Source organism: Streptomyces sp. NPDC047981 (assembly GCF_040653315.1).
Classification (GTDB): domain Bacteria; phylum Actinomycetota; class Actinomycetes; order Streptomycetales; family Streptomycetaceae; genus Streptomyces.
On record NZ_JBEZNQ010000025.1, the window covers coordinates 19,744 to 44,635 of the forward strand.

At 74.1% G+C, this 24,892-nt stretch carries 23 protein-coding genes; 11 read left to right on the plus strand and 12 right to left on the minus strand.

What is annotated here, in order from left to right:
• Positions 1–41 precede the first annotated feature (41 nt).
• Positions 42–1,361: an acyl-CoA dehydrogenase family protein gene (locus AB0E14_RS16960; RefSeq protein WP_362417726.1), complete on the minus strand. Its 1,320-nt coding sequence runs from the start codon at positions 1,359–1,361 to the stop codon at positions 42–44.
• 155 nt (positions 1,362–1,516) lie between these two features.
• Positions 1,517–1,975, minus strand: a complete 459-nt coding sequence (locus tag AB0E14_RS16965; RefSeq protein ID WP_362417729.1) for an Rrf2 family transcriptional regulator — start codon at positions 1,973–1,975, stop codon at positions 1,517–1,519.
• Positions 1,976–2,124: 149 nt separating this feature from the next.
• On the opposite strand from AB0E14_RS16965, the gene AB0E14_RS16970 reads away from it, so the two are divergent.
• Both AB0E14_RS16970 and AB0E14_RS16975 read left to right on the plus strand, forming a co-directional pair.
• Positions 2,125–2,295, plus strand: coding sequence for a hypothetical protein (locus AB0E14_RS16970; RefSeq protein ID WP_362417733.1), 171 nt, complete (start codon positions 2,125–2,127; stop codon positions 2,293–2,295).
• 389 nt (positions 2,296–2,684) lie between these two features.
• A complete protein-coding gene (locus tag AB0E14_RS16975; protein WP_362417736.1) occupies positions 2,685–3,596 on the plus strand; it encodes a glutathione S-transferase C-terminal domain-containing protein in 912 nt (303 codons plus the stop codon).
• Between the two features lie 67 nt (positions 3,597–3,663).
• Here AB0E14_RS16975 and AB0E14_RS16980 read toward each other — a convergent pair whose 3' ends face one another.
• Positions 3,664–4,701 (minus strand): NAD-dependent epimerase/dehydratase family protein, encoded by a 1,038-nt coding sequence (locus AB0E14_RS16980; RefSeq protein WP_362417739.1) that lies wholly within the window; start codon positions 4,699–4,701, stop codon positions 3,664–3,666.
• Positions 4,702–4,842: 141 nt separating this feature from the next.
• Between AB0E14_RS16980 and AB0E14_RS16985 the strand changes: the two genes are divergently transcribed.
• Positions 4,843–5,085, plus strand: a complete 243-nt coding sequence (locus AB0E14_RS16985) for a DUF5133 domain-containing protein (RefSeq protein WP_362417744.1) — start codon at positions 4,843–4,845, stop codon at positions 5,083–5,085.
• 105 nt (positions 5,086–5,190) lie between these two features.
• Positions 5,191–5,649 carry an ATP-binding protein gene (locus tag AB0E14_RS16990; protein WP_362417747.1) on the plus strand — a complete coding sequence of 153 codons (459 nt, stop codon included), beginning with the start codon at positions 5,191–5,193 and terminating at the stop codon, positions 5,647–5,649.
• Here AB0E14_RS16990 and AB0E14_RS16995 read toward each other — a convergent pair.
• Positions 5,624–6,631 carry a SigB/SigF/SigG family RNA polymerase sigma factor gene (locus tag AB0E14_RS16995; protein ID WP_362417750.1) on the minus strand — a complete coding sequence of 336 codons (1,008 nt, stop codon included), beginning with the start codon at positions 6,629–6,631 and terminating at the stop codon, positions 5,624–5,626. The two genes, AB0E14_RS16990 and AB0E14_RS16995, sit on opposite strands and share 26 nt — an antisense overlap.
• Before the next feature lie 214 nt (positions 6,632–6,845).
• Here AB0E14_RS16995 and AB0E14_RS17000 point away from each other — a divergent pair, with 214 nt between their 5' ends.
• A complete protein-coding gene (locus tag AB0E14_RS17000; protein WP_362417753.1) occupies positions 6,846–7,193 on the plus strand; it encodes a hypothetical protein in 348 nt (115 codons plus the stop codon).
• A 101-nt stretch (positions 7,194–7,294) separates the two neighbouring features.
• Positions 7,295–9,493, plus strand: a complete 2,199-nt coding sequence (gene ligA, locus AB0E14_RS17005; protein WP_362417756.1) for an NAD-dependent DNA ligase LigA — start codon at positions 7,295–7,297, stop codon at positions 9,491–9,493.
• Between the two features lie 84 nt (positions 9,494–9,577).
• On the opposite strand, the gene AB0E14_RS17010 is transcribed toward ligA, so the two are convergent.
• Positions 9,578–11,014 carry a serine hydrolase gene (locus AB0E14_RS17010; RefSeq protein WP_362417760.1) on the minus strand — a complete coding sequence of 479 codons (1,437 nt, stop codon included), beginning with the start codon at positions 11,012–11,014 and terminating at the stop codon, positions 9,578–9,580.
• A 543-nt stretch (positions 11,015–11,557) separates the two neighbouring features.
• On the opposite strand from AB0E14_RS17010, the gene AB0E14_RS17015 reads away from it, so the two are divergent.
• Positions 11,558–13,456, plus strand: coding sequence for an NAD-binding protein (locus tag AB0E14_RS17015; protein WP_362417941.1), 1,899 nt, complete (start codon positions 11,558–11,560; stop codon positions 13,454–13,456).
• Between the two features lie 75 nt (positions 13,457–13,531).
• Positions 13,532–14,758, plus strand: coding sequence for a cytochrome P450 (locus AB0E14_RS17020; RefSeq protein WP_362417763.1), 1,227 nt, complete (start codon positions 13,532–13,534; stop codon positions 14,756–14,758).
• A 45-nt stretch (positions 14,759–14,803) separates the two neighbouring features.
• Here the strand turns inward: AB0E14_RS17020 and AB0E14_RS17025 are convergent, their stop codons facing one another.
• Both AB0E14_RS17025 and AB0E14_RS17030 read right to left on the minus strand, forming a co-directional pair.
• Positions 14,804–15,049 (minus strand): hypothetical protein, encoded by a 246-nt coding sequence (locus AB0E14_RS17025; protein WP_362417766.1) that lies wholly within the window; start codon positions 15,047–15,049, stop codon positions 14,804–14,806.
• Positions 15,050–15,137: 88 nt separating this feature from the next.
• A complete protein-coding gene (locus AB0E14_RS17030; RefSeq protein WP_362417769.1) occupies positions 15,138–15,581 on the minus strand; it encodes a DUF4345 domain-containing protein in 444 nt (147 codons plus the stop codon).
• A gap of 86 nt (positions 15,582–15,667) precedes the next feature.
• Between AB0E14_RS17030 and AB0E14_RS17035 the strand changes: the two genes are divergently transcribed.
• Positions 15,668–16,288 (plus strand): helix-turn-helix domain-containing protein, encoded by a 621-nt coding sequence (locus AB0E14_RS17035; RefSeq protein WP_362417772.1) that lies wholly within the window; start codon positions 15,668–15,670, stop codon positions 16,286–16,288.
• Positions 16,289–16,382: 94 nt separating this feature from the next.
• Here the strand turns inward: AB0E14_RS17035 and AB0E14_RS17040 are convergent, their stop codons facing one another.
• From AB0E14_RS17040 to AB0E14_RS17060, 5 genes are all read right to left on the minus strand, one after another.
• Entirely contained in the window at positions 16,383–16,865 is a 483-nt protein-coding gene (locus tag AB0E14_RS17040; RefSeq protein WP_362417775.1) for an NUDIX domain-containing protein, read from the minus strand.
• Between the two features lie 23 nt (positions 16,866–16,888).
• Positions 16,889–17,623, minus strand: a complete 735-nt coding sequence (locus tag AB0E14_RS17045) for a D-Ala-D-Ala carboxypeptidase family metallohydrolase (protein ID WP_362417778.1) — start codon at positions 17,621–17,623, stop codon at positions 16,889–16,891.
• 133 nt (positions 17,624–17,756) lie between these two features.
• On the minus strand, positions 17,757–18,995 hold the full coding sequence (locus AB0E14_RS17050; RefSeq protein WP_362417781.1) for an FAD-dependent oxidoreductase: 1,239 nt from the start codon (positions 18,993–18,995) through the stop codon (positions 17,757–17,759).
• Between the two features lie 26 nt (positions 18,996–19,021).
• Positions 19,022–20,491, minus strand: coding sequence for an FAD-dependent oxidoreductase (locus tag AB0E14_RS17055; protein WP_362417784.1), 1,470 nt, complete (start codon positions 20,489–20,491; stop codon positions 19,022–19,024).
• Positions 20,488–21,939 carry an FGGY family carbohydrate kinase gene (locus tag AB0E14_RS17060; RefSeq protein WP_362417787.1) on the minus strand — a complete coding sequence of 484 codons (1,452 nt, stop codon included), beginning with the start codon at positions 21,937–21,939 and terminating at the stop codon, positions 20,488–20,490. Before AB0E14_RS17060 ends, AB0E14_RS17055 begins: the two co-directional genes overlap by 4 nt.
• A 321-nt stretch (positions 21,940–22,260) precedes the next feature.
• Here AB0E14_RS17060 and AB0E14_RS17065 point away from each other — a divergent pair, with 321 nt between their 5' ends.
• Together AB0E14_RS17065 and AB0E14_RS17070 are read left to right on the plus strand one after the other, a co-directional pair.
• Positions 22,261–23,235: a hypothetical protein gene (locus AB0E14_RS17065; RefSeq protein ID WP_362417790.1), complete on the plus strand. Its 975-nt coding sequence runs from the start codon at positions 22,261–22,263 to the stop codon at positions 23,233–23,235.
• Between the two features lie 58 nt (positions 23,236–23,293).
• Positions 23,294–24,826 carry an amino acid permease gene (locus tag AB0E14_RS17070; protein WP_362417793.1) on the plus strand — a complete coding sequence of 511 codons (1,533 nt, stop codon included), beginning with the start codon at positions 23,294–23,296 and terminating at the stop codon, positions 24,824–24,826.
• The last annotated feature ends 66 nt before the right edge of the window (positions 24,827–24,892 follow it).

Genomic DNA, 24,892 nt, shown 5'->3' on the forward strand with positions numbered 1-24,892 from the left:
CCGAGGAGAGGGTCGGAGGTCCCGACATGCCGGACGGCCCCTCAGGCGAGCAGCCTGAGCCCGGGCCTGGTGCCGTGAAGGTAGTGGTCGCCGATGTCGCGCAGGCGGTGCGTGGGGGAGGAGTGCGCGGTGAGCGCACGCGCGTTGCGCCAGAACCGGTCGAAGCCGGGGCCGCCGCCCGGGGCGTCGGCGGGAGCCGTGGTGTCGACGAGTTCGAGGATGCGGGTGGTGATCCGGACGGCCGCCCGGCTCGTGACCGCCTCGGCCGCCGCGACGAGGACGGCGATGTCGGCGCGGTCCTCGACGCCGAGCGCCCGCCCGGCGGCGAGGCCGCGGGCCAGGGCGTCCGTGGCGCGCTCGACGACCGCCGCCGCGGCGTGCGCCGAGGTGGCCAACTCCCCGTAGGCCAGGAGGAGGTACGGATCCTCCGGGCCCGGTGTGTGGTCGGGCGCCCCGACGCGCGCGAGCGCCGCAGGGGCGGCCAGGGTCGCGCGGCTGACGTCCCGGGCCTCGGCCAGCGCGCCCTCGGCGATGCCGAGCCCGACGTGGACGAGCAGGAGCCGCAGGGCGAGCGGTGCCAGCGTCGCGAACGGGGCGACGTCGTGCTCGTCGCGGGGGAGCGTGCCGAGGATCCGCCGGGCATCCACCCGGACCTGGTCGAACGTCACCGTCCCCGCGCCCGTGAGCCGCTGGCCGACGCGTTCCGCCGCGGCCTCGACGAAGACGGCGGGGTCCGCCGGATCCACGAGCACGACCAGGACGTTCCCGGTCTCCGTACAGCGCGCCCCGACGACCAGGCGGTCGGCGACCGTCACCCCGGAGCCGAAGGAGCGGCGCCCGTGCAGGACATGGCCGCCGCGGGTCGGGGTGAGGGAGAGGCCCCGCCCGATGTCCGTCGCGGGCGACTCGGGGCCGCTCGTCCCCGCCGGCTCGACACCGCCGCCGAGCAGCAGGCCCTCCAGAGCCGTGCCGTCCTCGAACGCGGCGTGCGGGGAGGCCCCGGCGGAGGGTGGTTCGCCGCCGCCGAGGAAGCGGGCGCTCCAGGCCAGGACGTAGTGGTGGGCGAGGAGTTCGCCGATGGAGCTGTCGGCGGCGGAGATCTCCCGGATCACGGCGCACCCGGCCCGCCAGTCGGCGCCCCGCCCACCGGCGCCCGGCGGCGTGAGCAGGGCCGGCAGTCCGGCCTCCCGCAACCGGGCGACCTCGTCGAACGGAGGCTTCCCGGCTCGGTCCCGGCCCGGGGCGTCGAAGGAGAGGTCGTCGGCGAGCTCGCGGGTGACGCGGGGCCAGATCTCGTCGTCACCACGGCGGTCGGCCGGCCGGGAGGCGGGGCGCAGCGCGGACTTCTTCGGCGTTCTCACGTCACCTCATAGGATCCCGAGTTTTCCCACTGGAATGGTAGGGATAGTCGCAGAGGGAGGGCGCGGGCCCCAAGGGGCGTTCACATCATGGACAGTTCAATTCCACGAGCCGGGACGGCCCGGCGTCGTGCGGGGTCGGAGAGGGTGCGGGGGAGTCAGGGATTGGTCCAGGCGTCCGGCGACTCCGCGAGCCCGGAGATCGCGGCCGGCAGCTGCCCGGCCGCCACGTCCGCGAGGGAGACGCCGTCGAGCACGTTGCGCACGTTCGCCCGCAGGGCGATCCAGAGCGTAAGGAGCGATTCGGCCGGACCGGTGTACGAGAGCTCCGGAGGCCGTACCCCGCGCACCGACACGAGGGGGCCGTCCACGCACCGGATCACGTCCGCGACGGAGATCGCGTCCGCGGGTCTGGCCAGCCAGTAGCCGCCGTTCCCGCCACGCTGGCTCTGCACGAGACCGCCCCTGCGCATGTCGCCGAGGATGCCCTCCAGGAACTTGTGCGAGATGTCCTGGCATTCGGCGATCGTCTCCGCCTTGACCGGCCCTGCGTCCTGGGCGGCGGCCAGCTGGAGCGCGGCTCGCACCGCGTAGTCGGCCCTGGCTGAGATGCGCATGCCCGCATTATTCCGCACCTCGGTGACCGGATCCGTACCCCACCGGGGAGTGCCGGGGCGATCCGTGTCCGAGGGCTGTCCGCGCTCTTGACGCGGACCGTGGCCGCGCCGACACTCGGGGCACGGGAATCCGAGTGAATGGGTAGGGAATGATGGCGCGCAGGGGAGCACGGACGACGGCCTTCGCCGGCCGACCGGTGCGCTCGCTGCCCCTGACCTCCCGCCGTCACATCGACCTGCTGCGCGTGTGCAGCGCGGCGAGTCGCCACCGCCGCCGCCGGCCCACCGCCGCCACCCCCGCCACCGACTCCGCGCGCTGAGGCTGCGGCCCCCAGCTCTCGGGCTGCGGGCGGGCCCCCGGTCCCCGGTCCTCGGCCGTCGACCGCCGGCCGGCATCGGTCTCCGGCCGACTCCGGTCTCCGGGGCGGACTTCGGTCCAGGGACGACCCCCGGGCCGCCGGCCCGGACTTCAGCCCCGGGTCGAGCCCGGGTACGGCCGGGCCGGGATTCGGCCTCCGGGTCGAGTCCGGGCGCGGACGACCGGGCGGGTCCGTCGGCCGGTCGTCGAGCCCCGGGCGAGCCGTACGCCCCCGACCACGGCCTTCCGCTCCCCTCCGCCCTCCTCCTTCCCGTACCTCTGCTGCCTCCGGACGCCCGTCGACGTCGTCGCTCGCCCGTGACCCAGCACCGAGCACCCTCAGGGAGAAGCATGTCCGTCACCCCGCACCCCGGTCCTTATGCCGCCCCTCCGGCCTCGGTCCCCGCCGCCGTGTCCGCCGCGCCCGCCTTCCGGGGCCGCATCGGCGCGGACGTCCGCAGCGGCCACTACGCCGTGCCGCACCGCTATCGGATCCACCTCTCCCTCGCCTGTCCCGGTTGTCTGCGCATCGCCGTCACCCACGGCCTGCTCGGGCTCCATGAGACCGTCCCGCTCTCGCTCCTCCCCGCCACCCCGGACACGCCCGGCGGGGGGTACACGGTCCTGCTGCCGCTGTACGAGGCCAGTGCCCACCTCTACCCGGGGCCGGCCGCCGCGCCCGTCCTCAGCGACGGCTGGACCGGCCGCATCGTCAGCACCCACGCGCCCGACATCCTGCGCGACCTCGCCCTGCGGTTCCGTGGGCCCGGCCGCCCCGACCTGCTGCCCGAGGGGCGCGAGGCCGAGATCGCCGCCATCGCCGCACTGTGCGAGCGCGGCATCGACCGGGCCGCGCAGCAGGCGGGCGAGCTCGGTCTCGACGACGAGGCGGCCCATCAGGGCCCGCTCTCCGAGCTCTTCGCCGCCCTCGGCGGCCTCGAGCGCAGGCTGCGGCGCCAGGCGTACGTCCTCGGCGACACCCTCACCGCCGCCGACGTCCACGTCTGGGTGACCCTCGTCCAGCTGGACACCGTCCACCGCCGCCACCTGGACGCCGGCGCGCTGGAGCGGATCGCCGGACACCCGGCGCTCTGGTCCTACGCCCGACGCCTCGCCGCCCGCCCGGCGTTCGGCCACCACCTCGACCTCGACGGCATCGCGGCGCACCACCGCGCCCACTGCGGCGGCCGGGAGGCCGCGGGCGCCGTCATGGGCGTCGTGGACTGGGCGGCGTACGGACGGAGCGACGGACCGACGGGCTGACCGGCCGACGGGCTGACGGACCGGCTGGCTGACCCCGACCGACCGACCGATCGACCGGCTGAGGCCGTCAGCCCACGCGGCGCCCCGCGAGCGGGGCCGTCGCGTCGCCGCTGCCCGCCCGTACGCCCCGCAGGAAGGCGCTCAGCGCCTCCACCGAGGTGCGGGACGGTTCCCAGCCCAGCTCGCGACGGGCCCGCTCGGTGGCCATCAGCGGCAGTCGGAGGAGCGCGTCGAAGAGGTCGGGGGAGGCGCCCGCCACCCGGAGCCGCCAGGCCGCCGAGAGCAGGCCGCGCGCCGCCCCGCTCGGCACCTTCACGGGCCGGGCGGCCAGGAGGGAGGAGAGCGCCGCCGTGTCGATCACCGGGTCGGCGGCGATGTTGAACGCCCCCCGGACGTCCCCCACGAGCGCGCGGACGTAGGCCTCGGCCGCGTCGTCCGTGTGCATGGCCTGGAAGCGCAGCCCGGCCGGCTCGGGGAGGAGCGGCAGCAGATCGGGACGCATCAGCCAGCCCGGGAAGAACCGGCCCGCGAAGATCCGCCGCTGCTCGCTCGCGGACTCCTCCTTGAAGAGGAAGCAGGGCCGCATCCGCACCACCCGGGTCTGCGGGTGGTCGCGCTCGAAGGTGTCCAGGACGCGTTCCAGATACGCCTTCTCGCGGGTGTACGCGGCGCCCGGCCAGCCGTGCGTGGGCCAGGTCTCCGAGACGGGCGCGCCGTTCCCGGGCCCCGGGGAGTAGGCGCCGACGGACGAGGCGTGCACCAGCGTCGGCACGTGCGCCGCCGCCACCGCGTCGAAGACCCGCATCGCCCCCAGGACGTTGGACCGCCAGGTCGCGGCCGGTTCGTGGGTCGGCTGGAAGGCCCAGGCGAGATGGACCACGGCGTCGGCGTCCTCGATGTACCGGGCGAGTCGCGGCTCGTCGCCCTCCAGCGACAGGTCCACCTCGGCCCACTCGGTCTTCCCCAGGGACAGGTTGGGTCTGCGGCGGGCCAGACCGAGCACGGAGGCGATCCGCGGCTCCCGTTCGAGAGCCCGGACCAGACTCGTGCCGACATTGCCCGTGGCCCCGGTGACGACGACCTTCAGACCCGCACTCGCCTTCATGGAATCGACCATCCGCCATCCGGAGCGCCGCCGCACGCCGGACGGCCGCCGTGACGGAACGTGGTCGCATGGGTCGCGCGGGTGACCCGTCGACCCGAATATGGAGCGACGGAGGGAGGGGGGACGCGCCAGGAGGACTTGATGTTGATGCCCGACAGAAACACCGTCGACCGGCTGCTGCGGCACTATCGGGCTCAGGAACGGGGTGTCCTGGCCAGGCCTTGCGACCTGTCGGTCCGTCGCCGCTTCGAGGACACCGCGTACACGCTGTGTGTGCTGATGGGGGAGCGGACCGCACGTGAGGCGGTGCACGCCGCCGAACGGTACGTCGGAGCCCCGGGCACCGCGCCCCGCCAGGCGCTGGAACGGCTGCCCGGCTCCTGAGCGCCGACTCTCGCGCCGACTCTTGCGCCGACGGGACGAATCATGCGTTCCGGGGCGTGAGTGGGGTATGCGCCCGTACGAGCACGGAGGGAGGCGGGTGACCCGATGGAGTCGGAGCACGGCGCGTCCACGGCCCCGCACGCCGTGGACGAAGAACAGGTGCGGCGGCTGGTGCTGTTCGGGACGAGGGGCGTGGTCACGCGGTGCCGCGATTTCACGGAGGCGGCGCTCGGCGACTGGGGCTGGCTCCCGGCCGAGGACGACGAGGGGCGGGAGCGGGCGGAGGACGTCCTGCTCCTGGTCTCCGAGGTCGTCACCAATGCCTGCCTGCACGCCGACGGCCCCGAGGAGCTGGTCCTGCGTCACCGTGAGTACCGCCTGCGCGTCGAGGTGTCCGACGCCAGTCCCGTGCCCCCGCGGCGCCGCCGGTCCAGGGCGCCGTCCTTGCCCGGCGGTCACGGCCTGATGGTCCTCGACCGGCTGGCAGCAGCCTGGGGATCCGAGCCGCGCGGGAGCGGCAAGGTGGTCTGGCTCGAGGTCAGCCGCCCGGGACGACCGCGCTGAGCGACGCGGACGGGGCGGGGGCGTGGGTCCCCCGGTCCGCCGCGTCGGCTCGCGGGTCCTCGGCGGCGTCGGCCTGCGGGTCCTCCACGCCGGCTTGCGGCCCCTGGGCGCCCTCTCGGAGGCCCGCGCGGAGTTCGCCGAGGATCCTGGCGAGCAGCCGGGAGATGTGCATCTGTGAGAGCCCGAGCCGTTCACCGATCTGCGCCTGCGTCAGTTCCTCGCCGAAGCGCAGGGCCAGGATCCGGCGGTCCCGTACGTCGAGGCGTGCGATCAGCGGCTTGAGCGACTCCAGCGTGTCGATCAGCTCGAAGGCCGGTTCCTCCGCCCCGAGCCGGCGGGCGACCGCCGACGCGGACGGCTCGTCGTCCCCGGCGGGGGTGTCGAGCGAGCGGGCCACATAGCCGTTCGAGGCCTGTTCGCCCTCCGCCACCCTCGCCTCGTCGAGGTGCAGATGGGCGGCGAGTTCCGCCCGGGTCGGACGTCTGCCGAGCCGCTGCTCCAGGGTGTCGACGGCCTTCGCCAGCTCGATACGGAGCTCCTGAAGGCGTCGCGGCACCTGCACCGCCCAGCTCGTGTCGCGGAAGAATCGCTTCATCTCACCGACGATCGTGGGCAGCGCGAAGGCGGAGAACTCCACCTCCCGGCCCGTCTCGAACCGGTCGATCGCCTTGATCAGGCCGATCGTGCCGACCTGGACGATGTCTTCCGGCGGCTCGTTGCGGTTGCGGAAGCGGCGCGCCGCGAACTTCACCAGGCTGAGGTTCAGCTCGACCAGTGTGTTCCGTACGTATGCCCGTTCCGGCGTGCCCTCCTCCATCTCCGCCAGCCGGGCGAACAGCGCGGTGGAGAGCGTCCGGGCGTCGCCGGTGCTCACTTCGGTGGGCCGGTCGACCTCGGGCAGGCCGTCCAGCGCGCGCTCGCGCACCGCGGCCGCCGCACCCGTACGCGCGGTGACGGGTGGGGCGGGAGGATTCCGGGGCATGGACATGTGGCTCCCTCGACGGTGGTGGCGAGCCTGCGCCGCCGAGAGGGCGGCGCGGTCCGTCGTTCGAGCGTCCTGGTTTGATTATCCCATGTATGGGTGATTCGCCCGCTTCTGGCGGGGGTGGTGCCTCGGGCCGGGAGGTGTTCGGTGGCTCCGTGCGGGTACCCGCGAGGGTGGCAGGCTCAGGGCGTGCAGGTGGAGGTGTCCGGCGATGGAAGAACCCCGGCTCTCGCACCGGGAGCGGCGGATCCTGGCGGAGATGGAGCGTGATCTCCTCGCGGACATGTCGGATGCGCCGCCGAAGGACGGCTCGCGTCGGACGCGCCGTCTCGGAGGAGGGGGCCGCAGGGGGGCCCGCCCGGGGCGCCGGCACGCGCCGGCGGTGGTCGTCGCCCTCCTCGGCGTGCTGTCACTCGGGCTGCTCGTCCTGGCGGTCACGACCGGTGAACCCGCTCTCGTCTGGGCCTTCGCGGTCACGTGGGTCCTGACCGTGACCGGCCTGCTGCGGCTGGTCATCCGCTGGTCGCGCCATCTGAAGCCGAGGTCCTGGCCGCACTGACCTCGCGGTGACCCGACACCTCCGGGGCGGCGTGGCCGGGGGAGTCGCCCTCGCGCGGACCCGTCGGTCGGCAGGGGCCGTTGTCAGTGGTGCCCGGCACGATGGAGACCATGACGACGACTCCGGTTCTCGCCGATGCCGCCGCGTACGCGCGGGCGGTCGAGGATGCCAAGCACGCCGCCGCGGCCTACTACGCGGGCGGTACCTCCCCGCTGGACGACGATGCCTACGACCACCTCGCCCGGGCGATAGCGGCCTGGGAGGCCGACCACCCCGGGCAGGCGCGCGCCGACTCACCGACCGGCAAGGTCGCCGGGGGCGCGGCCACCGGGGACGTCCCGCACACACGGCCGATGCTCTCCCTGGACAACGTCTTCTCCGCCGAGCAGTTCACGGCCTGGGCCGCCTCGCTGGAGCGCCGGATCGGCCGGCCGGTGGAGCGCTGGAGCGTCGAACCCAAGCTCGACGGACTCGCGATGGCGGCGCGCTACGAACGGGGTCGGCTCGCCCGTCTCGTCACCCGCGGGGACGGCACGGCAGGGGAGGACGTGTCGCACGCCATCGGGACGATCGTGGGTCTGCCGGAGCGGCTCGCCGAGCCCCTGACGGTCGAGGTCCGCGGCGAAGTACTCATGACCACCGAGCAGTTCGAGGCCGCCAACCCGGTCAGGGTGGCCCACGGCGGCGAGCCGTTCGCCAACCCGCGCAACGCGGCGGCGGGCACCCTGCGCGCCAAGGACCGGCCGTACCGCGTCGAGATGACCTTCTTCGCCTACGACCTGCTGCCGCCGGCCGAGCCCGGCCAGGAGTACGGGACCGGCGACAGGAGCGGAGACGGCGACGGCGACGGCAACGGAGACGTGGAAGGGAACGGGAACGGGGGCGGCGGAGCCGGGAGCGGTGCCGGTCTCGGCGGGGCGGCCCACAGCGAGCTGCTCGCGCGAGCCGCCTCCCTCGGGCTGCACACGTCGGCCGCCACCGCCGTTCCCGGCCGGTCGGTGACCGGCGCGGCCGAGGTCCTGGCCAGGGTCGAGGAGATAGCGGCGCTCCGGGCGGAGCTGCCGTTCGGGATCGACGGGATCGTCGTCAAGGCCGACCTCGCCGCCGACCGCCGCGAGGCCGGCGAGGGCTCCCGCGCGCCGCGCTGGGCGATCGCCTACAAGCTGCCGGCCGTGGAGAAGGTCACCCGGCTCCTCGCCGTCGAGTGGAACGTCGGCCGAACGGGCGTCATCGCGCCGCGGGCCGTCCTGGAGCCGGTGGAGATCGACGGCAGCACCGTCACGTACGCCACCCTGCACAACCCCTCGGACATCACCCGCCGCGATCTGCGCCTCGGCGACCACGTGATGGTCCACAAGGCGGGCGACATCATCCCCCGGGTCGAGGCGCCCGTCGCGCAGCTGCGGACCGGTGAGGAACAGCCCATCGAGTTCCCCGAGTCCTGTCCGCAGTGCGGCTCGGAGATCGACCGCAGCGAGCAGCGCTGGCGGTGCGCACAGGGCAGGAACTGCCACCTCGTCGCCTCCCTCTCGTACGCCGTCGGCCGCGACCAGCTCGACGTCGAGGGGCTCGGCGCGTCCCGGATCGTGCAGCTCGTCGACGCCGGGCTCGTCGCCGACGTGGCAGGGCTGTTCACCCTGACCCGTGAGCAGCTCCTCGGCCTGGACCGGATGGGCGAGACCAGCGCGGACAACCTGCTGGCCGCGCTCGCCACCGCCCGGACCAGGCCGCTCTCCCGCGTCCTGTGCGCGCTGGGAATCCGGGGCACGGGCCGCTCCATGTCCCGCCGCATAGCGCGCCACTTCGCCACCATGGACGCCGTCCGCGCCGCCGACGAGGAGGCGATGCGGAGTGTCGAGGGCATCGGGGCGGAGAAGGCGCCGGTCATCGTGGCCGAACTGGCCGAACTCGGCCCTGTCGTCGACAGGCTCGTGGCCGCCGGAGTGAACATGACCGAGCCCGGAGCCACGCCGGCGCCCGCGCCGGGGACGGCCGACACGGGCTCCGAGGCGGAGCCGGCCGCCGCCGCAGCCGACGCCCCGGCCGGCCCGCTCGCGGGTCTGTCCGTCGTCGTCACCGGTGCCATGACCGGGCCGCTGGCCGCCCTGAGCCGCAATCAGATGAACGAACTCGTCGAGCGCGCCGGGGGCAGGTCCTCCTCCAGTGTCTCCCAGCGCACCGGGCTCGTCGTCGCGGGCGAGAAGGCCGGGTCCAAGCGGGCCAAGGCCGAGGAGCTGGGCATCCGGCTGGTCGGTCCCGAGGAGTTCGCCGAACTGCTGGGGGAGTTCCTGCCCGCCTGACGACGGCGGGGAGCCGGTCGCGCGGCGCTCACCGGGGCCCGTGGCGTGGGGCCCCGGTCTCTCGCGGCGCCGCGCGACCGGCGGTCACACGTTCCCGTCGCCCCGTCCGGCCGACCGGCGGCGCCAGACCCAGAGCGAGAGCGCGGCGCCGAGCGACGCACCGACCAGGGCGAGCGGCAGCCCCGCCCAGGGCCCCGAGGGCACGTCCTCCTGGCGTACGGCCTTCGCGGGTGCGGAGAGGGCGGCCATGTCGCCGGAGACCGCGGCCGCCCCGGCTCGCGGCGCGGTACGTGCGTCGGGCCCGGTCGCGGGCCCGGTACCGGCGCCGTGCTCGGCGCCCGCCTTCGGGCCCGCCTTCGGCAGGGCACCCGCGGTCTTCCCTGCCGCCTTCCCGGCCGCTTCGGCCGCCGGCTTCCCTGCCGCCGGCTTCCCTCCGGTCGGCTTCCCTCCGGTCGGCTTCCCTCCGGTCGGCTTCCCTCCGGTCGGCTTCTCCGCGGCCTTCTTCACCTGCCCGTCCTTCGACCGGTTCCGTACGGCCGCTGGAGCGAGCGAGCCGACCGGCTGGACCCGTCCCGCCGAGGCGAAGCCCCAGTCCAGCAGCGTCCGCGCCTCCTCGTACACCGCGAGCCCGCCGCCCCACTGCGGGTTCATCACCGACACGACCAGCGTCCGCGAGCCCTGCCGGGCGGCCGCGATCAGGGTGTTGCCCGCGTTGGTCGTGTATCCGTTCTTCACGCCGATCAGCCCGGGGTAGCGGCTCACGCCGTCCTCCCCGGTCAGCAGCCGGTTGGTGTTGCGGATGCCGTACGACCAGCCGCCCGCCGGGAAGTCCGCGTACCGCGTCGAGCAGTACCGGACGAAGTCCGGATCCTGCAGCCCGGCACGGCCGAAGAGCGCCAGGTCGTAGGCGGAGGACACCTGCCCGGGCGCGTCGTATCCGTCCGGGGACACCACACGGGTGTCATGCGCCCCCAGTGCGCGGGCCTTGGCCTGCATCTGACGGGTCGTGGACTCCCAGCCTCCGTTCATCGCCGCGAGGACCCGCACCGCGTCGTTCCCCGAATTGAGGAAGACTCCGTTCCACAGGTCGGAGACCTTGTACGTGAGTCCGGCCTGGACGCCGACCATGCTGCTTCCGCTTCCGATCCCCGTCAGCTCCGACTCGGAGACGGTGTGACGCTCCCTCTGGTCGATGCGGGGGAGCGCGGTCACGGCGAACAGGGTCTTCAGCGTGCTGGCGGGCGGCAGCCGCCGGTGCGCGTTGCGCGCCGCCAGGACCTCGCCCGTGGAGGCGTCCGCCACCACCCAGGACAGCGCGGAGACGGAGGACGGCGCCCCCGGCCCACCGGGCAGGGCCTGGACCTGGACGCCCGAGCGGTGGAGGCGGGCGGGATCGATGAAGCGTTCGGCAGGAGGCGTGGGTTCGGTGCCGGAAGCCGCCGCTGCCGCCGGCACGGGCAGCGCGAGCAGCAGCGCCGCGGCGCCGGCGGCAGCATGACGGACAGCTGACATGACGATCATTCAGCCACCGTAGGAAGCGGGACCGACCCTCGCAGATCGGAGTGCGCCGACCGGCGTACAGGGAGTGGCGTACGGGCGGTTCGGGGCTCTCGAACGGCGGGGGAGGTCGACGACGTGGGCAGCCGCCGCGTCCGCCGCCGAACATCCTCGTCGGGGAGAAGCCCGGAACGAGCCCGAACGCATCCCTCACTGCGCCCCGAGGGTCGCTGTCGGCCGCGCCCTGACGGAGACGACACGCGACGCGGCGCCGACCCGAGGGCGTCGGGAACCACCGACACGGTCGGCGCGGGCGGGCCGGGTTCGGAATCCTGCCCGGTGCCCGGTGCCCGGTGCCCGGTGCCCGGTGCCCGGTGCCCGGTGCCCGGTGCCCGGACTGTCGGTGGCACACGGCATCCTGGTGACGTGTCCTCACTTCCGTACCAGAGCATGCCCGTTCCGCCGGAACCCGCGCGGCGGGCGCCCTCCACCGATCCGCAGGGCACGCCCCTGGGCGCGCCCGCGGCGCGCCCCGACCGGCTCCCGCCGCCCGCCCCGGCAGGGCACATGATCGTCTGCGGTGACGACGTCCTCGCCCACCGGCTCGCGCATGAGCTCCACGACGTGTACGGAGAGCGGATCACCCTCCTCGTACCCGTGCGCGGTGACGAGCCGCAGCCGCCCTCCGGCCGCCCTGGCCGCGCCGCCTCGCTCTTCGGCCGGGTGACCGCCGCCATGACACGTACACCCGTTCTGGACCAGCGCGACGCGCCCGAGGGCCGGTCGATCAGACTGGTGGAGACGGCCGTGGTCGACGACGCGGTGCTGATCGACGCGGGAGTGGAGCGGGCCGCCGCGCTCGCCCTCGTCCATGACGACGACGAGACCAACATCCGCGCCGCCCTCGCGGCCCGCCGGCTCAACCCGCGACTGCGCCTGGTCATCCGGCTCTACAACCGCAGGCTCGGGCAGCACCTGGAGACGCTCCTCGACCAGGCCGCGACGGTCGCCGAGCCCGGCCTCGACCCGAAGGAGCTCGACGCGGCGACGACCGTGCTCTCGGACGCCGACACCGCGGCGCCCGCGCTCGCGGCCACGGCCGTCGCCGGTACGAGCAAGGTCGTGCAGGCCGGCGGGCTGCTGCTGCACGCCGTCGAGCGGACCCCGCCCGCCCGGGGCGAGGTCGCCGACCCGGGGCTCTGCACGCTCGCGCTGCTCTCGGCGACGACGAACGACCCGGCCGGCGTCGAGGGCGCCGAAGGCAGCGGCGCCCAGGGCCCTCTGCTCCTGCCCGACGACCGGGCGGTCGCCGCCGCCCCCGGCCGGGGCACGGTCGCCCTCGAAGCGATCACCTACGCGGGCCCCACCCTCTCCCACAAGCGGTTCGGCGGCTCCTCCCTGCCCGTGGGCTCGCTGTTCTCCCGCAGACTGCGCTGGTCGCTCGCGGGCGTCACCGCCGCCGTCGGGGCGATCGCCCTCGCCACGTGGCTGGCCACCGACGACCACCCCCTGCACGCCGCCTACCTCACGCTCCTCGACATCTTCGCCATCGGAGACCCGGCGGTCGAGGAGACGACCGGTCGTCAGGTGCTGCAGATTCTCGCCGGGTTCGTCGGGCTCCTCCTGATGCCGGTGCTCATGGCGGGCATCCTCGAGGCGCTCGGCACCTTCCGTACCGCGACCTCGCTCCGCCGCCCGCCCCGCGGGCTCTCCGGACATGTGGTGCTGCTCGGGCTCGGCAAGGTCGGCACCCGCGTCCTCGCCCGGCTGCGCCGCCTGGACATCCCCGTGGTCTGCGTCGAGTCCGACCCCGAGGCCCGCGGCATCGCCCTCGCCCGCCGCCTGCGCGTCCCCACCGTCATCGGCGACGTCACGGAGGAGGGCGTCCTTGAGGCCGCCCGGATCCACCGGGCGCACGCTCTCCTCGCGCTGACCAGCATCGACATCACCAATCTGGAGGCCGCGCTCTCCGCCCGTTCGGTCAAGCCCGACCTCCGGGTCGCGCTGCGGCTCTACGACGACGACTTCGCCACCGCCGTCTACCGAACCCTGCGCGCCGCCCACCCCGAGGCGCTCACCCGCAGCCGCAGCGTCTCGCACCTGGCGGCTCCCGCCTTCGCGGGAGCCATGATGGGCCGCCAGATCCTGGGCGCCATCCCGGTGGAGCGCAGGGTGCTGCTCTTCGCGGCCGTGGAGGCGGGCGGCAACCCGTACCTGGAGGGCCGTACGGTGGCCGAGGCCTTCCGGCCGGGAGCCTGGCGGATCATCGCCCGCGCCACGGGTTCGGCGCCTCTCGGCAGGCACGCGGCGGGGCTCGTCTGGCAGTTGGAGCCGGACCGGGTCCTCGGCGCGGGCGACCGGGTCCTCGTCGCCACCACCCGGCGCGGTCTGGCCGAACTCCTCGGCCGTCACCCCCGTCCCCCGCGTCAGGAGCGGCCCGATTCCACCCGCCACAGGGCGGGTTGACCGTAGGATCCGAACCCCGCACCAACCGTCACCCACGCGCGTCGCATCGAACGTCCTCGCCGTCAGGAGAAGCCGTTGAACGCCACGCCCCACCGCCTCGACCCCACCGGCGGCTGCCCGCACGCCGCCAACGCGCGACTGCTCGCCCAAGGGGCCGTGAGCCCCGTGGTCCTGCCCGGAGAGATAGAAGGCATGGCCGTGCTCGGCCACGAAGCGCTGCGCGAGTTCCTCACCCACCCCGAAGTCGCCAAGAGCGCCCAGCACTTCAGCGCCCTCGCCGAGGGCAGGATCCCGGCCGGCTGGCCCCTGCGGACGTTCGCCACCGTGCGGGGCATGACCACCGCAGACGACGCCGACCACCGCCGGCTGCGCTCCCTCGTCGGCAAGGCGTTCACCGTCCGCCGGGTCGAGGCGCTGCGGCCCCGCATCGAGACGCTCACCGCCGGACTCCTGGACCGGCTGGCCGACGCAGCCCGCTCCGCGGACGGCGTCGCCGACCTGCGCCGGCACTTCGCCCTGCCGCTGCCCCTGAGCGTCATCTGCGACCTCCTCGGTGTCGACGAGGGCCACCAGGAGCGGCTGCACCACCTCTCCAACCAGGTCGTGGCCACCGACATCGGTCCCGAGGAGGCCCTCGCCGCCAACCGGGAGCTTCTGGAGCTCCTCACCGCCGTCGCCGCCGACCGCGCCCGCCACCCCGGTGACGACCTCACCAGCGCCCTCATCGCCGCCCGCGACGAGGGCGGCGACCGGCTCAGCCCGCCCGAGCTGATCGGCACGATGGTCCTGCTGATCATCGCCGGCCACGAGACGACCCTGAACCTCGTCACCAACGCGGTCCGCGCCCTGTGCGCGCACCGCGACCAGCTCGCCCACGTCATGGCGGGGCGCGCCGCCTGGTCGGACGTGGTCGAGGAGACGCTGCGCTGGGACAGCCCGGTGAGCTACTTCCCGTTCCGCTACCCCACCCGCGACCTGACCGTCGACGGCACGCTCATCCCGAAGGGCACACCGGTCCTGGCCGGTTACTCGGCGGCCGGGCGCGACACGAAGGCCCACGGCCCGGACGCCGACCGCTACGACGTCACCCGCGTCCCCGCGGCCAAGCACCTCTCCCTGGGGCACGGCGCCCACTACTGCCTGGGCGCCCCGCTCGCCCGGATGGAGGCGACCATCGCCCTGGAGGCGCTCTTCACCCGCTTCCCCACCCTCGACCTGGCCGTGCCGGAATCGGACCTGACCCGCCACGCGAGCTTCGTCGGCAACAGCGTCCGCACCCTCCCCGTCCGCCTCACCCCCTAGGGCCTTTCGTTCGGATCGAAAGGCCCCAGGCCGACGCGCGGTCCCTCACCCCGTCCGGCCGAGGTCGGCGGCGGGGGAGGCGCGCAGGGCCGACACGAGATGCAGCAGTCTCGCCTCGTTCCCGGACAGCCCCGCCGCGCGCAGCGCCTCGTCGGCCTCGGCCATGGGGTGAGTGAGCATCGCCGCCGCGTAGGGAACGAGGTGCGGATCCGTCAGCACGGCCTGGGTGGACTCCAGCAGACGGAGGTACGCCTGGGCTGCGGCGCGCTCACGGACGGTGATCGTGGTCATGTCTGGCTCCCTCTCGACAGGTTGGCTGCCTCCACCCTCTCGTACGGGTCTGACATCGACCCTCGAACCGGGTTCCGGTGGGCGTGGCTCAGGCCGGATCCGGAAGGGACGGCCAGGCGGCCGCCGCACCCGGGGACCCCGCCCTCCGCTCTCGGGACGCCCGCTCGTCGGCGTCCGCCAACCAGAACCAGATGGGCGGGAGGACCAGCTCGATCACGGTCAGCGCCACCTGGAACGAGTGCGGCCATCCGTGCACCGCCAGGGACAACAACCGCCCCGCGCCGCCCAGGAGGAACACCGCCGCGAGCCACCGCACCACCCGCGCCGGGACGGGGTGTTGCCTGGCCGCCCACAGCCAGACGAGCCCGTACCCGGCGAAGATCGCGCCGAAGAACCGGCCCAGGCTGTCCAGAGTGGGGCCGGCGTCGGCCTCGCCCGGAATCGCGGCGTTGCCGCCGACCACGTGGAACAGCCCGATCGCCGTGCAGGCGAGGCCCATCACCCAGGCGAACGCCCGGAGTGCCCTGGCCATATGACTCCACCCCACTTAGTTGACGTGTGTCTACTTAGCTTCAGAGTAGGGCCCCTTGGTGGACGAGTGTCAAGTAATCTGGGTGCGTGCCTCCCCGCCGACGTCTGAGCCCTGCCGACCGCCGTGCCCAACTGCTGGCCGTCGGCGCCCGGCTCTTCGCCGCCGCCCCCTACGACGACGTGCTGATGGAGGACGTCGCCCGGCAGGCCGATGTGTCCCGTGCCCTGCTCTACCAGCACTTCCCGAGCAAGCACGCGCTCTTCGCGGCGGTGTACCAGGAGGCCGCCGAACGGCTGCTGGAGGCGACCGCGTTCGATCCTGACGCCACGCTCGTCGAGCAGCTCGCCCAGGGACTTGACGCCCACCTCGACTACTTCGTCGCCAACCGGCACGCCGTCCTTGCCGCGAACCGGGTGCTGGCGGGTGATCCCGTCATCCAGACGATCATGACGGACGAACTCGACGCCCTGCGCTCACGCCTGCTCGGTGTGCTCCCGCTCGCCGACGCGCGCACGCACGCCGCCGTCTCCGCGGCGCTGAAGGCCTGGCTCGTCTTCGTCCAAGTGCTGTGCGTGGACTGGCTCACGCGCGAGACCTGCACCCGCACCGAACTGCGGGACACCTGCATCGGCGCGGCGGTCGGCGCCCTGCGCCCCCTGCTCGCCGACGACCCCGCCCCGGACTGGCCGCCCGCTCCGTCCGCCTGAACCAGCCCGGCCGGCCGGCCCCCCGACCGGCCGGCCCGACCGGAACCCGCCCCACAGGACCGACCGGCCCGACCGGCCCCCGGCCGAGCGTCGATCAGGACCCGCCCCGCCCGTCCAGCCACTCCGCGAGCCGTTCGAGGAAGATCCGCTGGCCCGGAACGAGCAGGGGCGCGGCCGACTCCGGGGTGAACCAGCCGACCCGGTCGATCTCCGGGAACTCCTGTACGGCACCGGAGCCCCGCGGCCATTCCATGGTGAACGTGCCCGGTACGACCAGGGTCGGGTCGAGGTCGCCCTCGACCGCCCAGATCGTGACGGTCTTTCCGCTCGTCTGCCGGGCCTCGCCGAGCGCGATCCGCTCGCCTTCGGGTGCCGGCAGGCCGAGCTCCTCCTCGAACTCGCGGCGGGCGGCGGCCTGCGGTGCTTCCTCGGGGCCGTACTCGCCCTTGGGGATCGACCAGGCGGAGACGTCCTTCGACGCCCAGAAGGGCCCGCCCATATGGCCGATGAGCACCTCGAAACCGCCGTCCGCCGTCCGGCGGAAGAGAAGGAGCCCAGCGCTGCGCTTGTCCGGCATACCGCTCAGTGTCGCCGAGCGGGTCAGATACCGCAGCTGCTCGCCGACCAGAAGCGCGAGGCGCGGGTGTCCACGTGCGCGTGGTCGCCGTGGCCCGGGTAGCCCGGGCCGAGGATGCCGTTGAAGCCGTGGTTGCGTGCCTGCTTCGCGAGCGTGCACAGCGAGGGCGATCCCGTCAGGTCGATGCCGTCGCCGTACAGATGGCGGCTGTCGGACGCGCCGCCCACCGCCGAGTTGCAGGCGTACGAGCGGAAGCCGCTGCTCACCGAGATCGGCACGTCGCCCAGCGCGTGGCGCAGCGCCTCCAGCTTCCACATCGCGCGCAGGGCGTTGGACTTGGCGGTGGCCGCGCTGACGGCCCCGCCGGAGAAGTCGCCGTTGCACTTGTTGAGCTCGGCGTAGGTGAAGTGGATCGGTGTGCAGTCCGCGTCCTGGAGGGCGTACAGCTTCGCGAAGGTCGCCGGACCGGCGACGCCGTCCGCGGCGAGTCCGTACGCCTGCTGGAAACGGGTCACGGCGGCCTGGGTGGCCGGGCCGTAGGAGCCGTCGACCGCGAGGACCGCCCCGTAGCCGGGGTAGCCGGCCACCCGGATCTGCAGCTGTGTCACGTCCGCACCGGACATGCCCGACGAGAGCGTGCGGCCCCAGGTGTAGCACTCGTCGGCGTGCGCCGTGCCGGACGTCGCGACCGTGCCCGTGAGGGCGGCGGCCACCACCAGAAGCGTGGCGAGCAGGGATCTGACCATGCGCCGGACCATGACACCTCCGTGTCGTAACTGGACGGGGTCTCCGCCCGCAGTATTTGCCATGAACATGACCAGCAGGATGGGGGGAGGTGACGCGGCGGTCAACGGTTCCGGGCACCTGCCAGTGGCCCAGGCCACTGGCAGGTCAGGCCGTGACCCGAACCGTCACGGGCCCACCCGCCGGATCGACATGGCGCGCCCATCCGGCGGCCACCCGCACCGAACGGTGCGGCGACGCCGTACCCAGAAGCCGGGAGCGGTGGAGGACCCGGCCGTCCTGACGGACCTCCACGAGCGGCCGGGCCAAGGGCTCGCTCACCCGCAGGAGGAGCGGGCAGCGCGCGGGGCCCTCGGGCGGCTGGGGCGTGAACCGGTTCGGAGCCACCCACTCCACCGGGCCTTCCACCCGCACCGGCACCGCCGTCACCGGCCAGGGCTCTCCGGCCAGATGGCGCAGCACGGCGTCCGCCGCGGCCCTCCCCTCGGCCGCCGCGGCCCCCGCCGACTCGACCCCGCGCAGGACGTTGCCCGCCGCGAAGACGCCCGCCGTGGCGGTGCGGTGGGCGCCGTCGACCGAAGGGCCGCGCGTACCGCCGTCGAGGGGCACCCCGCCCGACCGGGCCAGTTCGTGCTCGGGAATCCAGTCCCCGGTGAACACGACCGTGTCGCAGCCGATCACACCCTCCCGGCCGTCCGCGCGGCGCACCCGGACACCCGTGAGCCGCCCCCGGCCCAGCAGTTCGGTGACCGCGGTGCCGGTCAGCAACGGGGGCGCGGGGAGCGCGCCGAACCACCTCCGGGACCGGGGATGTTCGGTGACCAGCGCCACCACGTCGACCTGCGCCCGGCGGAGCGCCCGCACCGCGTTGTGGGCCACCGGCTCCGCGCCGATCACGACGGCGCGCCGCCCGAGCCGCTCGCGCCGGACCCCGTACAGGTGCACGGACTGCTGGAGCTCACCGGTCGTCAGCACTCCGGCAGGACGGGTCCCCGGTACGAGACGTGCGCTGCGCGGCCGTTCCCGCGCACCGGTCGCCAGGATCACCGCCCGCGCGGTGATCCTCTCCAGGCCGGTCGGTGCCGTCACGTCCAGGGTGAGCGGCCCGGCCCAACCGGTCACCGACACACCGGTACGGACCGTGGCGCCGGCCCTGCCCGCCGCGCGCGCCAGCCGGCGGGCGTATCCCGGCCCGTCCAGCGGCCGCCCGAAGTCCGCCAGGCCGAAACCGCCGTGGGCGCAGTGGCGCGGTGCCCCGCCGGCCTCCCGCTCACGCTCCAGGACCTCGACCCGGAACCGCCCCGCACTCGCGGCGGCGAGCCGCTGCGCCGAGGCGAGTCCGGCGGGCCCCGCGCCGACGACGAGGACATCGACGAACCGCTGCACGGGTCCGTCGTGACTCGGCTGCCCGCTCACCCCTCCCGCCACGGCCGCCCCACCCCCTCCTCGAACAGCGCCCGTACCTCTGCGCCGCAGGAGAACCCCTGGCACCGGCCGCCCCGCGCCCGCGTCCTGCGCCGCAGCCCGTCCAGCGAGGCCGGTGCGACCGTCGAGGCGAGCGCCGCCCGGATCTCGCCCCGGGTCACCCGCTCGCAGTGGCAGACGATCGCCCCGAACTCCGGCTCCCGGGAGATGAGTTCGGCATCCCGGTACGGGCGCGGGAAGGCCTCGCCGAGGTTGGGCATCCGGACCGGCGCGAGCGGCCGCTCCGCCCCGAGCGCGAGGCCGCACTCGGCGAGCAGCTCCACCATGTGCGCGGCGATCGCAAGCGAGGCCGTCAGGCCGGTCGACCGGATGCCGCCCGCGGTGACGTACCGCAGCCCGGGATGGGCGGCGCACTTGTAGTCGTCGTGCTCGGTGGCCGCCCGCAGCCCCGCGTAGACCGCGGTGACCTCCTCGTCGAGCAGTGCGGGCAGCACGCGCCGCCCCTGGTCCAGGAGGCCCGCAAGTCCTTCGGCGGTCGTTCCGGTGGCCGTCCGGTCGTCGAGGTTCTCCGCCGTCGGGCCGAGCAGCACCTTCCCGTACACCGTCGGCGCGACCAGCACCCCCTTGCCCAGAGCGCCCGGCACGGGCAGGAGGATGTGGCGGACGAGCGAGCGGGCGAAGGAGTCGAAGACGATCAACTGGCCGCGCCGCGGCGTCACCGTGAAGTCCCGGCGCCCGAACAGCGCGTCGAAGCGGTCCGCGTGGAGCCCGCAGGCGTTGACGACATAGCGGGCCCGCAGCACGCCCCGGGGCGTGACCAGTCGGTGCGGCGCGCCCGGATCGGCCTTCTCCACAGGACAGTTGAGGTGCAGGTCGACTCCGGAGCGGACGGCCTGGGTGGCGTACGCGAGGGTCGTCGTCCAGGGGCAGATGATCGACTCGCCCGGCACGTCGAGGGCTCCGAGCGCCCCCGGACCCAGGTGGGGCTCCCGCGCCCGGAGTTCGTCGGCGGCCAGGAGGCGAGTGCTTCGACGGCCGTTGCGTACGGCCTTGTCGGCGAGGCGGGGGAGTGCGGCCAGCTGCTCCTCGTCCCAGGCGACGAGGAGTGCGCCGAGGGGCTCCACGGGAATGCCCGTCTCCGCCGCGTAGTCGAGGAGCAGACGCTGCCCCTCCCGCACCAGTCGCGCTTCCAGCGAACCGGGGACCGCGTCGAAACCCGTGTGCAGGATCGCGGTGTTGGCCTTCGACGTGCCCTCGCCGACGTCCCCGGACGCCTCGACCAGGGCGACCCGCAACGGTCTGCGGGCCAGTTCGCGCGCGATCGCGCAACCGACCACCCCTGCGCCGACGACCACGACGTCGTACGCGGCGCCGGGCGCCGAGGTGTCCGGCAGGGTACCGGCGCGGGTCACCGCCCCGATCCGCCGGTCCGGCGGCGCCGGTCTGTCCGGGTTCATGGCCGGGCCGCCCCCTCGGTCCCGTCGAGCAGCGCCGCCACGGCCGTACGGAACCGGCCGAGGCGCTCGTCCGCCTCCGCTCCGGTCACGGCGGGCTCGTAGACGGCCGACGGCTTCCACTCCGGTACGGCCTCGTGCACAGGGAGCCCGGGGTCGAGCCCGAGCCGCGCGACCGCGCCGACGCCGAGCGCCGTCGCGTCGGGCAGGGCCGAGACCTCGACGGGGAGTTGGAGCAGGTCCGCCTGCGTCTGCATCAAGAGCGCCGAGCGGGTGAGACCGCCGTCCACGCGCAGGGAGGTGAGCGGTCGGCCGAGATCGCTCGCCGCCGCGGCCGCCAGCTCCACGACCTGTGCGGCGATCCCCTCGCAGAGCGCCCTGACCAGGTGTCCCGCGGTCGTGTCCAGGCCGAGGCCCTGCACGGAGCCGCGGACGTCGCCCCGCCACCAGGGCGCGGCGAGACCCGCGAGTGCCGGGACGAAGGTGACCCCGCCGGTGTCCGGCGCCGTCGCGCCCACCGCGTCGAGTTCTCCGGCGCCCGACAGCACCCCGAGATCGGTCAGCCACCGCACGGCGGACGCGGCCGTGTACACCTGACCGTCCAGGCAGTAGCTCGTCCGGCCCCGCAGGCGCCAGGCCACACAGCTCACCAGGCCCGAGTCGCCGCGGCGCGGCGAGGAGCCCGTCTGGGCGAGCAGGAACGCCCCGGTTCCGTAGGTGCACTTGGCCGCGCCGGGGGTGGTGACGCTCTGGGCGAGCAGGGCCGCCTGCTGGTCCACGAGCAGCCCCGTCAACGGGATCGGCCGGCCGAACGCCGTCGTCGTTCCGATGTGCGTGTCCGCGTCGACCACCTGCGGCAGCCGTTCGGCGCCCAGGCCGTAGACGTCGAGGGCGGGCGCGGACCAGGACACCGAGTCCAGGTCGAGGAGCCCGGTGCGCCCCGCCGTCGCGGCATCGGTGACGAACGCGCCCGTCAGACGGTGCACCAGCCACGCGTCGCTCGTGGTGACCACTCCCGCCCCGGTGAGCCGACGACGGATCCAGGCCATCTTGGGAGCGGCGAAATAGGGATCGAGCGGAAGTCCGGTCCGCTCCTTCAGCTCAGCCGCGTGCTGCGCGAGTTCGGTGCAGATGTCGGCCGCTCTGCGGTCCTGCCAGACGAGCGCGTCGGTGAGGGGTTCACCCGTCGCGGGATCCCAGGCGAGGACGGTCTCGCCCTGGTTGGCCAGAGCTACGGCGGCGACCGGGGTGTCCGCCTCGGCGAGCGCGGCGCGGCCTGCGGCGACGACGGAGTCGTAGAGCTGTGCCGGATCGACCTCGACCAGGCCACCGGGCAGATGGCGAGGCCGTACGGGCGCGGAGCCCGTTCCGATGACGCCCCGTTCGGGGCAGACGACGAGCGCCTTGGTCCCCGACGTTCCCTGGTCGACGGCGAGCACCGGACCCGTCATCACTCGTCCTCCTGCCCCTCGAAGGGTCGCGGGCCTTGATCGCGGAACCGGCAAGACTGGTGCACGCGCCGCGTCCCGTCAAGCGGAGCGGAGCCTGTCCGTCGGCTTCCTCCATGGGAGGTGACACATGCTCAAATTCGCTCCGTGGCTGGATAGTTACGGTCAGATTCGAAAGATGATCGCGATCAACCGGCGGAGCCTATAGTGATCGCCGATCATCGCCGATCACCACTGACCGACGCCGACCAGCGGCCGATACGCGTCACCGATGCGCCCCACCCACCGAGGAGCCATGTCACCCACCGCACGTCACGTTCCGTGATGGCTGGGCACGGATTCAAGCCCGTCTACCATCCGGCGGGCCACGACCACGCCCTGCGCAACGCGGTCCAGGAGCTGCGGACCGGCCGCTGGGTGTCGACGGCCCGATTACTCGACGAGACCCCCGGCTGGGCCGACTGGACACGGCGTACCCAAGTGCTCGCCACCGTCGCCGCGGGCGGCGACGTCGTCCAGACCTGGCGGACCGAGGAGCCGGACAGCGTCCCCGCGCTCGTCCTGCACACCCGCGTCGCCGTCGAACGCGCCGTACGCGCCCACCGCGGCGGTCACCCCCGCACCCGCGAACTGTGGCAGGAGGCCTGGACCGCCTGCCGTCGCTCCGCCGAGAGCGCGCCCGCCGACCCCGTCCCCTGGATCTGCCTGCTGGCCCTCGCCGCCCTCGACGACCGGCAGCGGATGCCCGAGCACCGGCAGTCCCCGCCCGCGCCGCTCCTCCCGCCCGGCCCCTGGGGGCTGCTCGCCGAGGCCGAGCGGCGCGATCCGCAGAACCGCGAGGCGCACCACCGGTTGCTGCAGTTCCTCTACGTCCGCCGCGCGGGCTCCTTCTCCGAGGCCGTCAACTACGCGCAGTGGGCCGCAGGTTCCGCCCCCACCGGCTCGGCCCTGCACGCCCTGCCGCTGTACGTCAGGGTGGAGCGCTACCGACGGGAACGCGGCCACACGCACGCCCTGGACCTGCACTGGGTCGCCGAGGACGCGGTCCGTGACGCCCAGCAGGCCCTGCGGTCCTGGTTCCTCTTCTGCGCCACCGACGAGGCGTCCCTGCTCGACCTCAACCACCTCGCCCACGCGCTCTTCGGCGCCCAGCGCTTCGCCGACGCCGCCCGGGTCTTCGAGGCCCTGGGGCCGTACCACACGGTGCTGCCCTGGGCGTACCGCACCGAGCACCCCGACGACCGGGCGCTCGCCACCGAGTTCTTCGTCCGCGCCCGCGCGCGCTGTCTCGACCCCTGACACCCGCTCCGTCCGCTCAGCCTTCCCTCTCCCCTGCCCCCCACTCCGGAGGTACGCCATGTCCCGCACCGCGCCCGTCGACGAGACAGCCAGGCCCCGCGCGGGCGGCCAGGACGACGAGGCCCGGCTGAGGGAACTCGGCTACCAGCCCGTCCTGGCCCGTCGCATGGGCGGCTTCGGCAACTTCGCCATCAGCTTCTCCGTCATCTCGATCCTCTCCGGGTGCATGACGCTCTACGGGTTCGGCCTCGGCACCGGCGGCCCCGCCGTCATGCTGTGGGGCTGGGCGGGCGTCGGGCTCTTCGTGCTCTGCGTCGGACTCGCCCTCGCCGAGGTCACCAGCGCCTATCCGACCTCCGGCGCGCTCTACTACATGGCCGACCGGCTGGGCGGCCGCCGCTGGGGCTGGTACACCGGCTGGCTCAACCTGCTCGGCCTGCTCGGCGCGATCGCCGGCATCGACTACGGCGCCGCACTGTTCACCGGAGCGTTCCTCAACCTCCAGTGGGGCATCGTGCCCACCGCCGGCTCGACCTTCCTGATCTTCCTCGCCATCCTGCTGCTGCACGCCGGCCTCAACCTCTTCGGCGTACGGCTCGTCAGCGTGCTCAACTCCATCAGCGTCTGGTGGCACCTCGCGGGAGTCGCCGTGATCGTCGGGGCGCTCGCGTTCATCCCCGACCGCCACCAGTCCGCCGAGTTCGTCTTCACCGAGTTCGTCAACGACACCGGCTGGGCCAACCCGTTCTACGTCGCGGCCATCGGCCTGCTGCTCGCCCAGTACACCTTCTCCGGGTACGACGCCTCCGCCCACCTCTCCGAGGAGACCTCCAACGCCTCGGTCAGCGCCGCCAAGGGCATCGTCCGGGCCATCTGGGTCTCATGGATCGCCGGTTTCGCCCTGCTCGCAGGACTGACCTTCGCGATCCAGGACTACGCGGGCACCCAGAACAGCGCCACCGGCGTACCCCCGGCGCAGATCCTCCTCGACGCGCTCGGCTCCGGCGCCGCCAGCGCGCTGCTGCTCGTGGTGATCGTCGCCCAGCTCTTCTGCGGCAACGCCGAGGTGGCCGCCGCCAGCCGGATGGTCTTCGCCTTCAGCCGGGACAACGCCCTGCCCGGCTCCGCCCTCTGGCGGAAGGTCAGCAGCCGGACGCAGACCCCGGTGCCCGCGGTCTGGCTCGCCGTCGGCGTCGCCGCCCTCCTCGCCGTCCCCTCGCTCTACTCCGCGACCGCGTACGGCGCCGTCACCGCGATCAACGTCATCGGCATCACCCCCGCCTACGCGATCCCCATCTACCTGCGCCTGCGCGCGGGCAAGCGGTTCACGCCAGGACCGTGGAGCCTGGGCCGGTGGAGTCGCCCGATCGGCTGGGTCGCCGTGGTCTGGGTCGCGCTCGTGACCGTGCTCTTCTGCCTGCCCCAGAAGTCGCCGGTGACGATCGACTCGATGAACTACGCGGTCATCGCGCTGGCCGTGGTCCTCGTGCTGGCCAGCGTGTGGTGGTACGTGGCGCGCCGCTCGTACGGCACGCCGTCGGCGTACGGAACGGCGCGCGAGGAGGCGGAGATCGAGGAGGGGATCGTCTGACGGGTCCCAGCCGGCGGATAGCGGAGATCGGATATCGGATCCAAGATCCAATATCCGTGATCCGTG

Excerpts from the sequence above, each read along its gene's own strand:
- AB0E14_RS16965 (WP_362417729.1), bottom strand. The coding sequence starts at position 1,975 with ATGCGCATCTCAGCCAGGGCCGACTACGCGGTGCGAGCCGCGCTCCAG.
- AB0E14_RS16970 (WP_362417733.1), top strand. The coding sequence starts at position 2,125 with ATGATGGCGCGCAGGGGAGCACGGACGACGGCCTTCGCCGGCCGACCG.
- AB0E14_RS16975 (WP_362417736.1), top strand. The coding sequence starts at position 2,685 with ATGTCCGTCACCCCGCACCCCGGTCCTTATGCCGCCCCTCCGGCCTCG.
- AB0E14_RS16980 (WP_362417739.1), bottom strand. The coding sequence starts at position 4,701 with ATGAAGGCGAGTGCGGGTCTGAAGGTCGTCGTCACCGGGGCCACGGGC.
- AB0E14_RS16985 (WP_362417744.1), top strand. The coding sequence starts at position 4,843 with ATGTTGATGCCCGACAGAAACACCGTCGACCGGCTGCTGCGGCACTAT.
- AB0E14_RS16990 (WP_362417747.1), top strand. The coding sequence starts at position 5,191 with ATGGAGTCGGAGCACGGCGCGTCCACGGCCCCGCACGCCGTGGACGAA.
- AB0E14_RS16995 (WP_362417750.1), bottom strand. The coding sequence starts at position 6,631 with ATGCCCCGGAATCCTCCCGCCCCACCCGTCACCGCGCGTACGGGTGCG.
- AB0E14_RS17000 (WP_362417753.1), top strand. The coding sequence starts at position 6,846 with ATGGAAGAACCCCGGCTCTCGCACCGGGAGCGGCGGATCCTGGCGGAG.
- ligA (WP_362417756.1), top strand. The coding sequence starts at position 7,295 with ATGGAGACCATGACGACGACTCCGGTTCTCGCCGATGCCGCCGCGTAC.
- AB0E14_RS17010 (WP_362417760.1), bottom strand. The coding sequence starts at position 11,014 with ATGATCGTCATGTCAGCTGTCCGTCATGCTGCCGCCGGCGCCGCGGCG.
- AB0E14_RS17015 (WP_362417941.1), top strand. The coding sequence starts at position 11,558 with ATGATCGTCTGCGGTGACGACGTCCTCGCCCACCGGCTCGCGCATGAG.
- AB0E14_RS17025 (WP_362417766.1), bottom strand. The coding sequence starts at position 15,049 with ATGACCACGATCACCGTCCGTGAGCGCGCCGCAGCCCAGGCGTACCTC.
- AB0E14_RS17030 (WP_362417769.1), bottom strand. The coding sequence starts at position 15,581 with ATGGCCAGGGCACTCCGGGCGTTCGCCTGGGTGATGGGCCTCGCCTGC.
- AB0E14_RS17040 (WP_362417775.1), bottom strand. The coding sequence starts at position 16,865 with ATGCCGGACAAGCGCAGCGCTGGGCTCCTTCTCTTCCGCCGGACGGCG.
- AB0E14_RS17045 (WP_362417778.1), bottom strand. The coding sequence starts at position 17,623 with ATGGTCCGGCGCATGGTCAGATCCCTGCTCGCCACGCTTCTGGTGGTG.
- AB0E14_RS17055 (WP_362417784.1), bottom strand. The coding sequence starts at position 20,491 with ATGAACCCGGACAGACCGGCGCCGCCGGACCGGCGGATCGGGGCGGTG.
- AB0E14_RS17060 (WP_362417787.1), bottom strand. The coding sequence starts at position 21,939 with ATGACGGGTCCGGTGCTCGCCGTCGACCAGGGAACGTCGGGGACCAAG.
- AB0E14_RS17065 (WP_362417790.1), top strand. The coding sequence starts at position 22,261 with ATGGCTGGGCACGGATTCAAGCCCGTCTACCATCCGGCGGGCCACGAC.
- AB0E14_RS17070 (WP_362417793.1), top strand. The coding sequence starts at position 23,294 with ATGTCCCGCACCGCGCCCGTCGACGAGACAGCCAGGCCCCGCGCGGGC.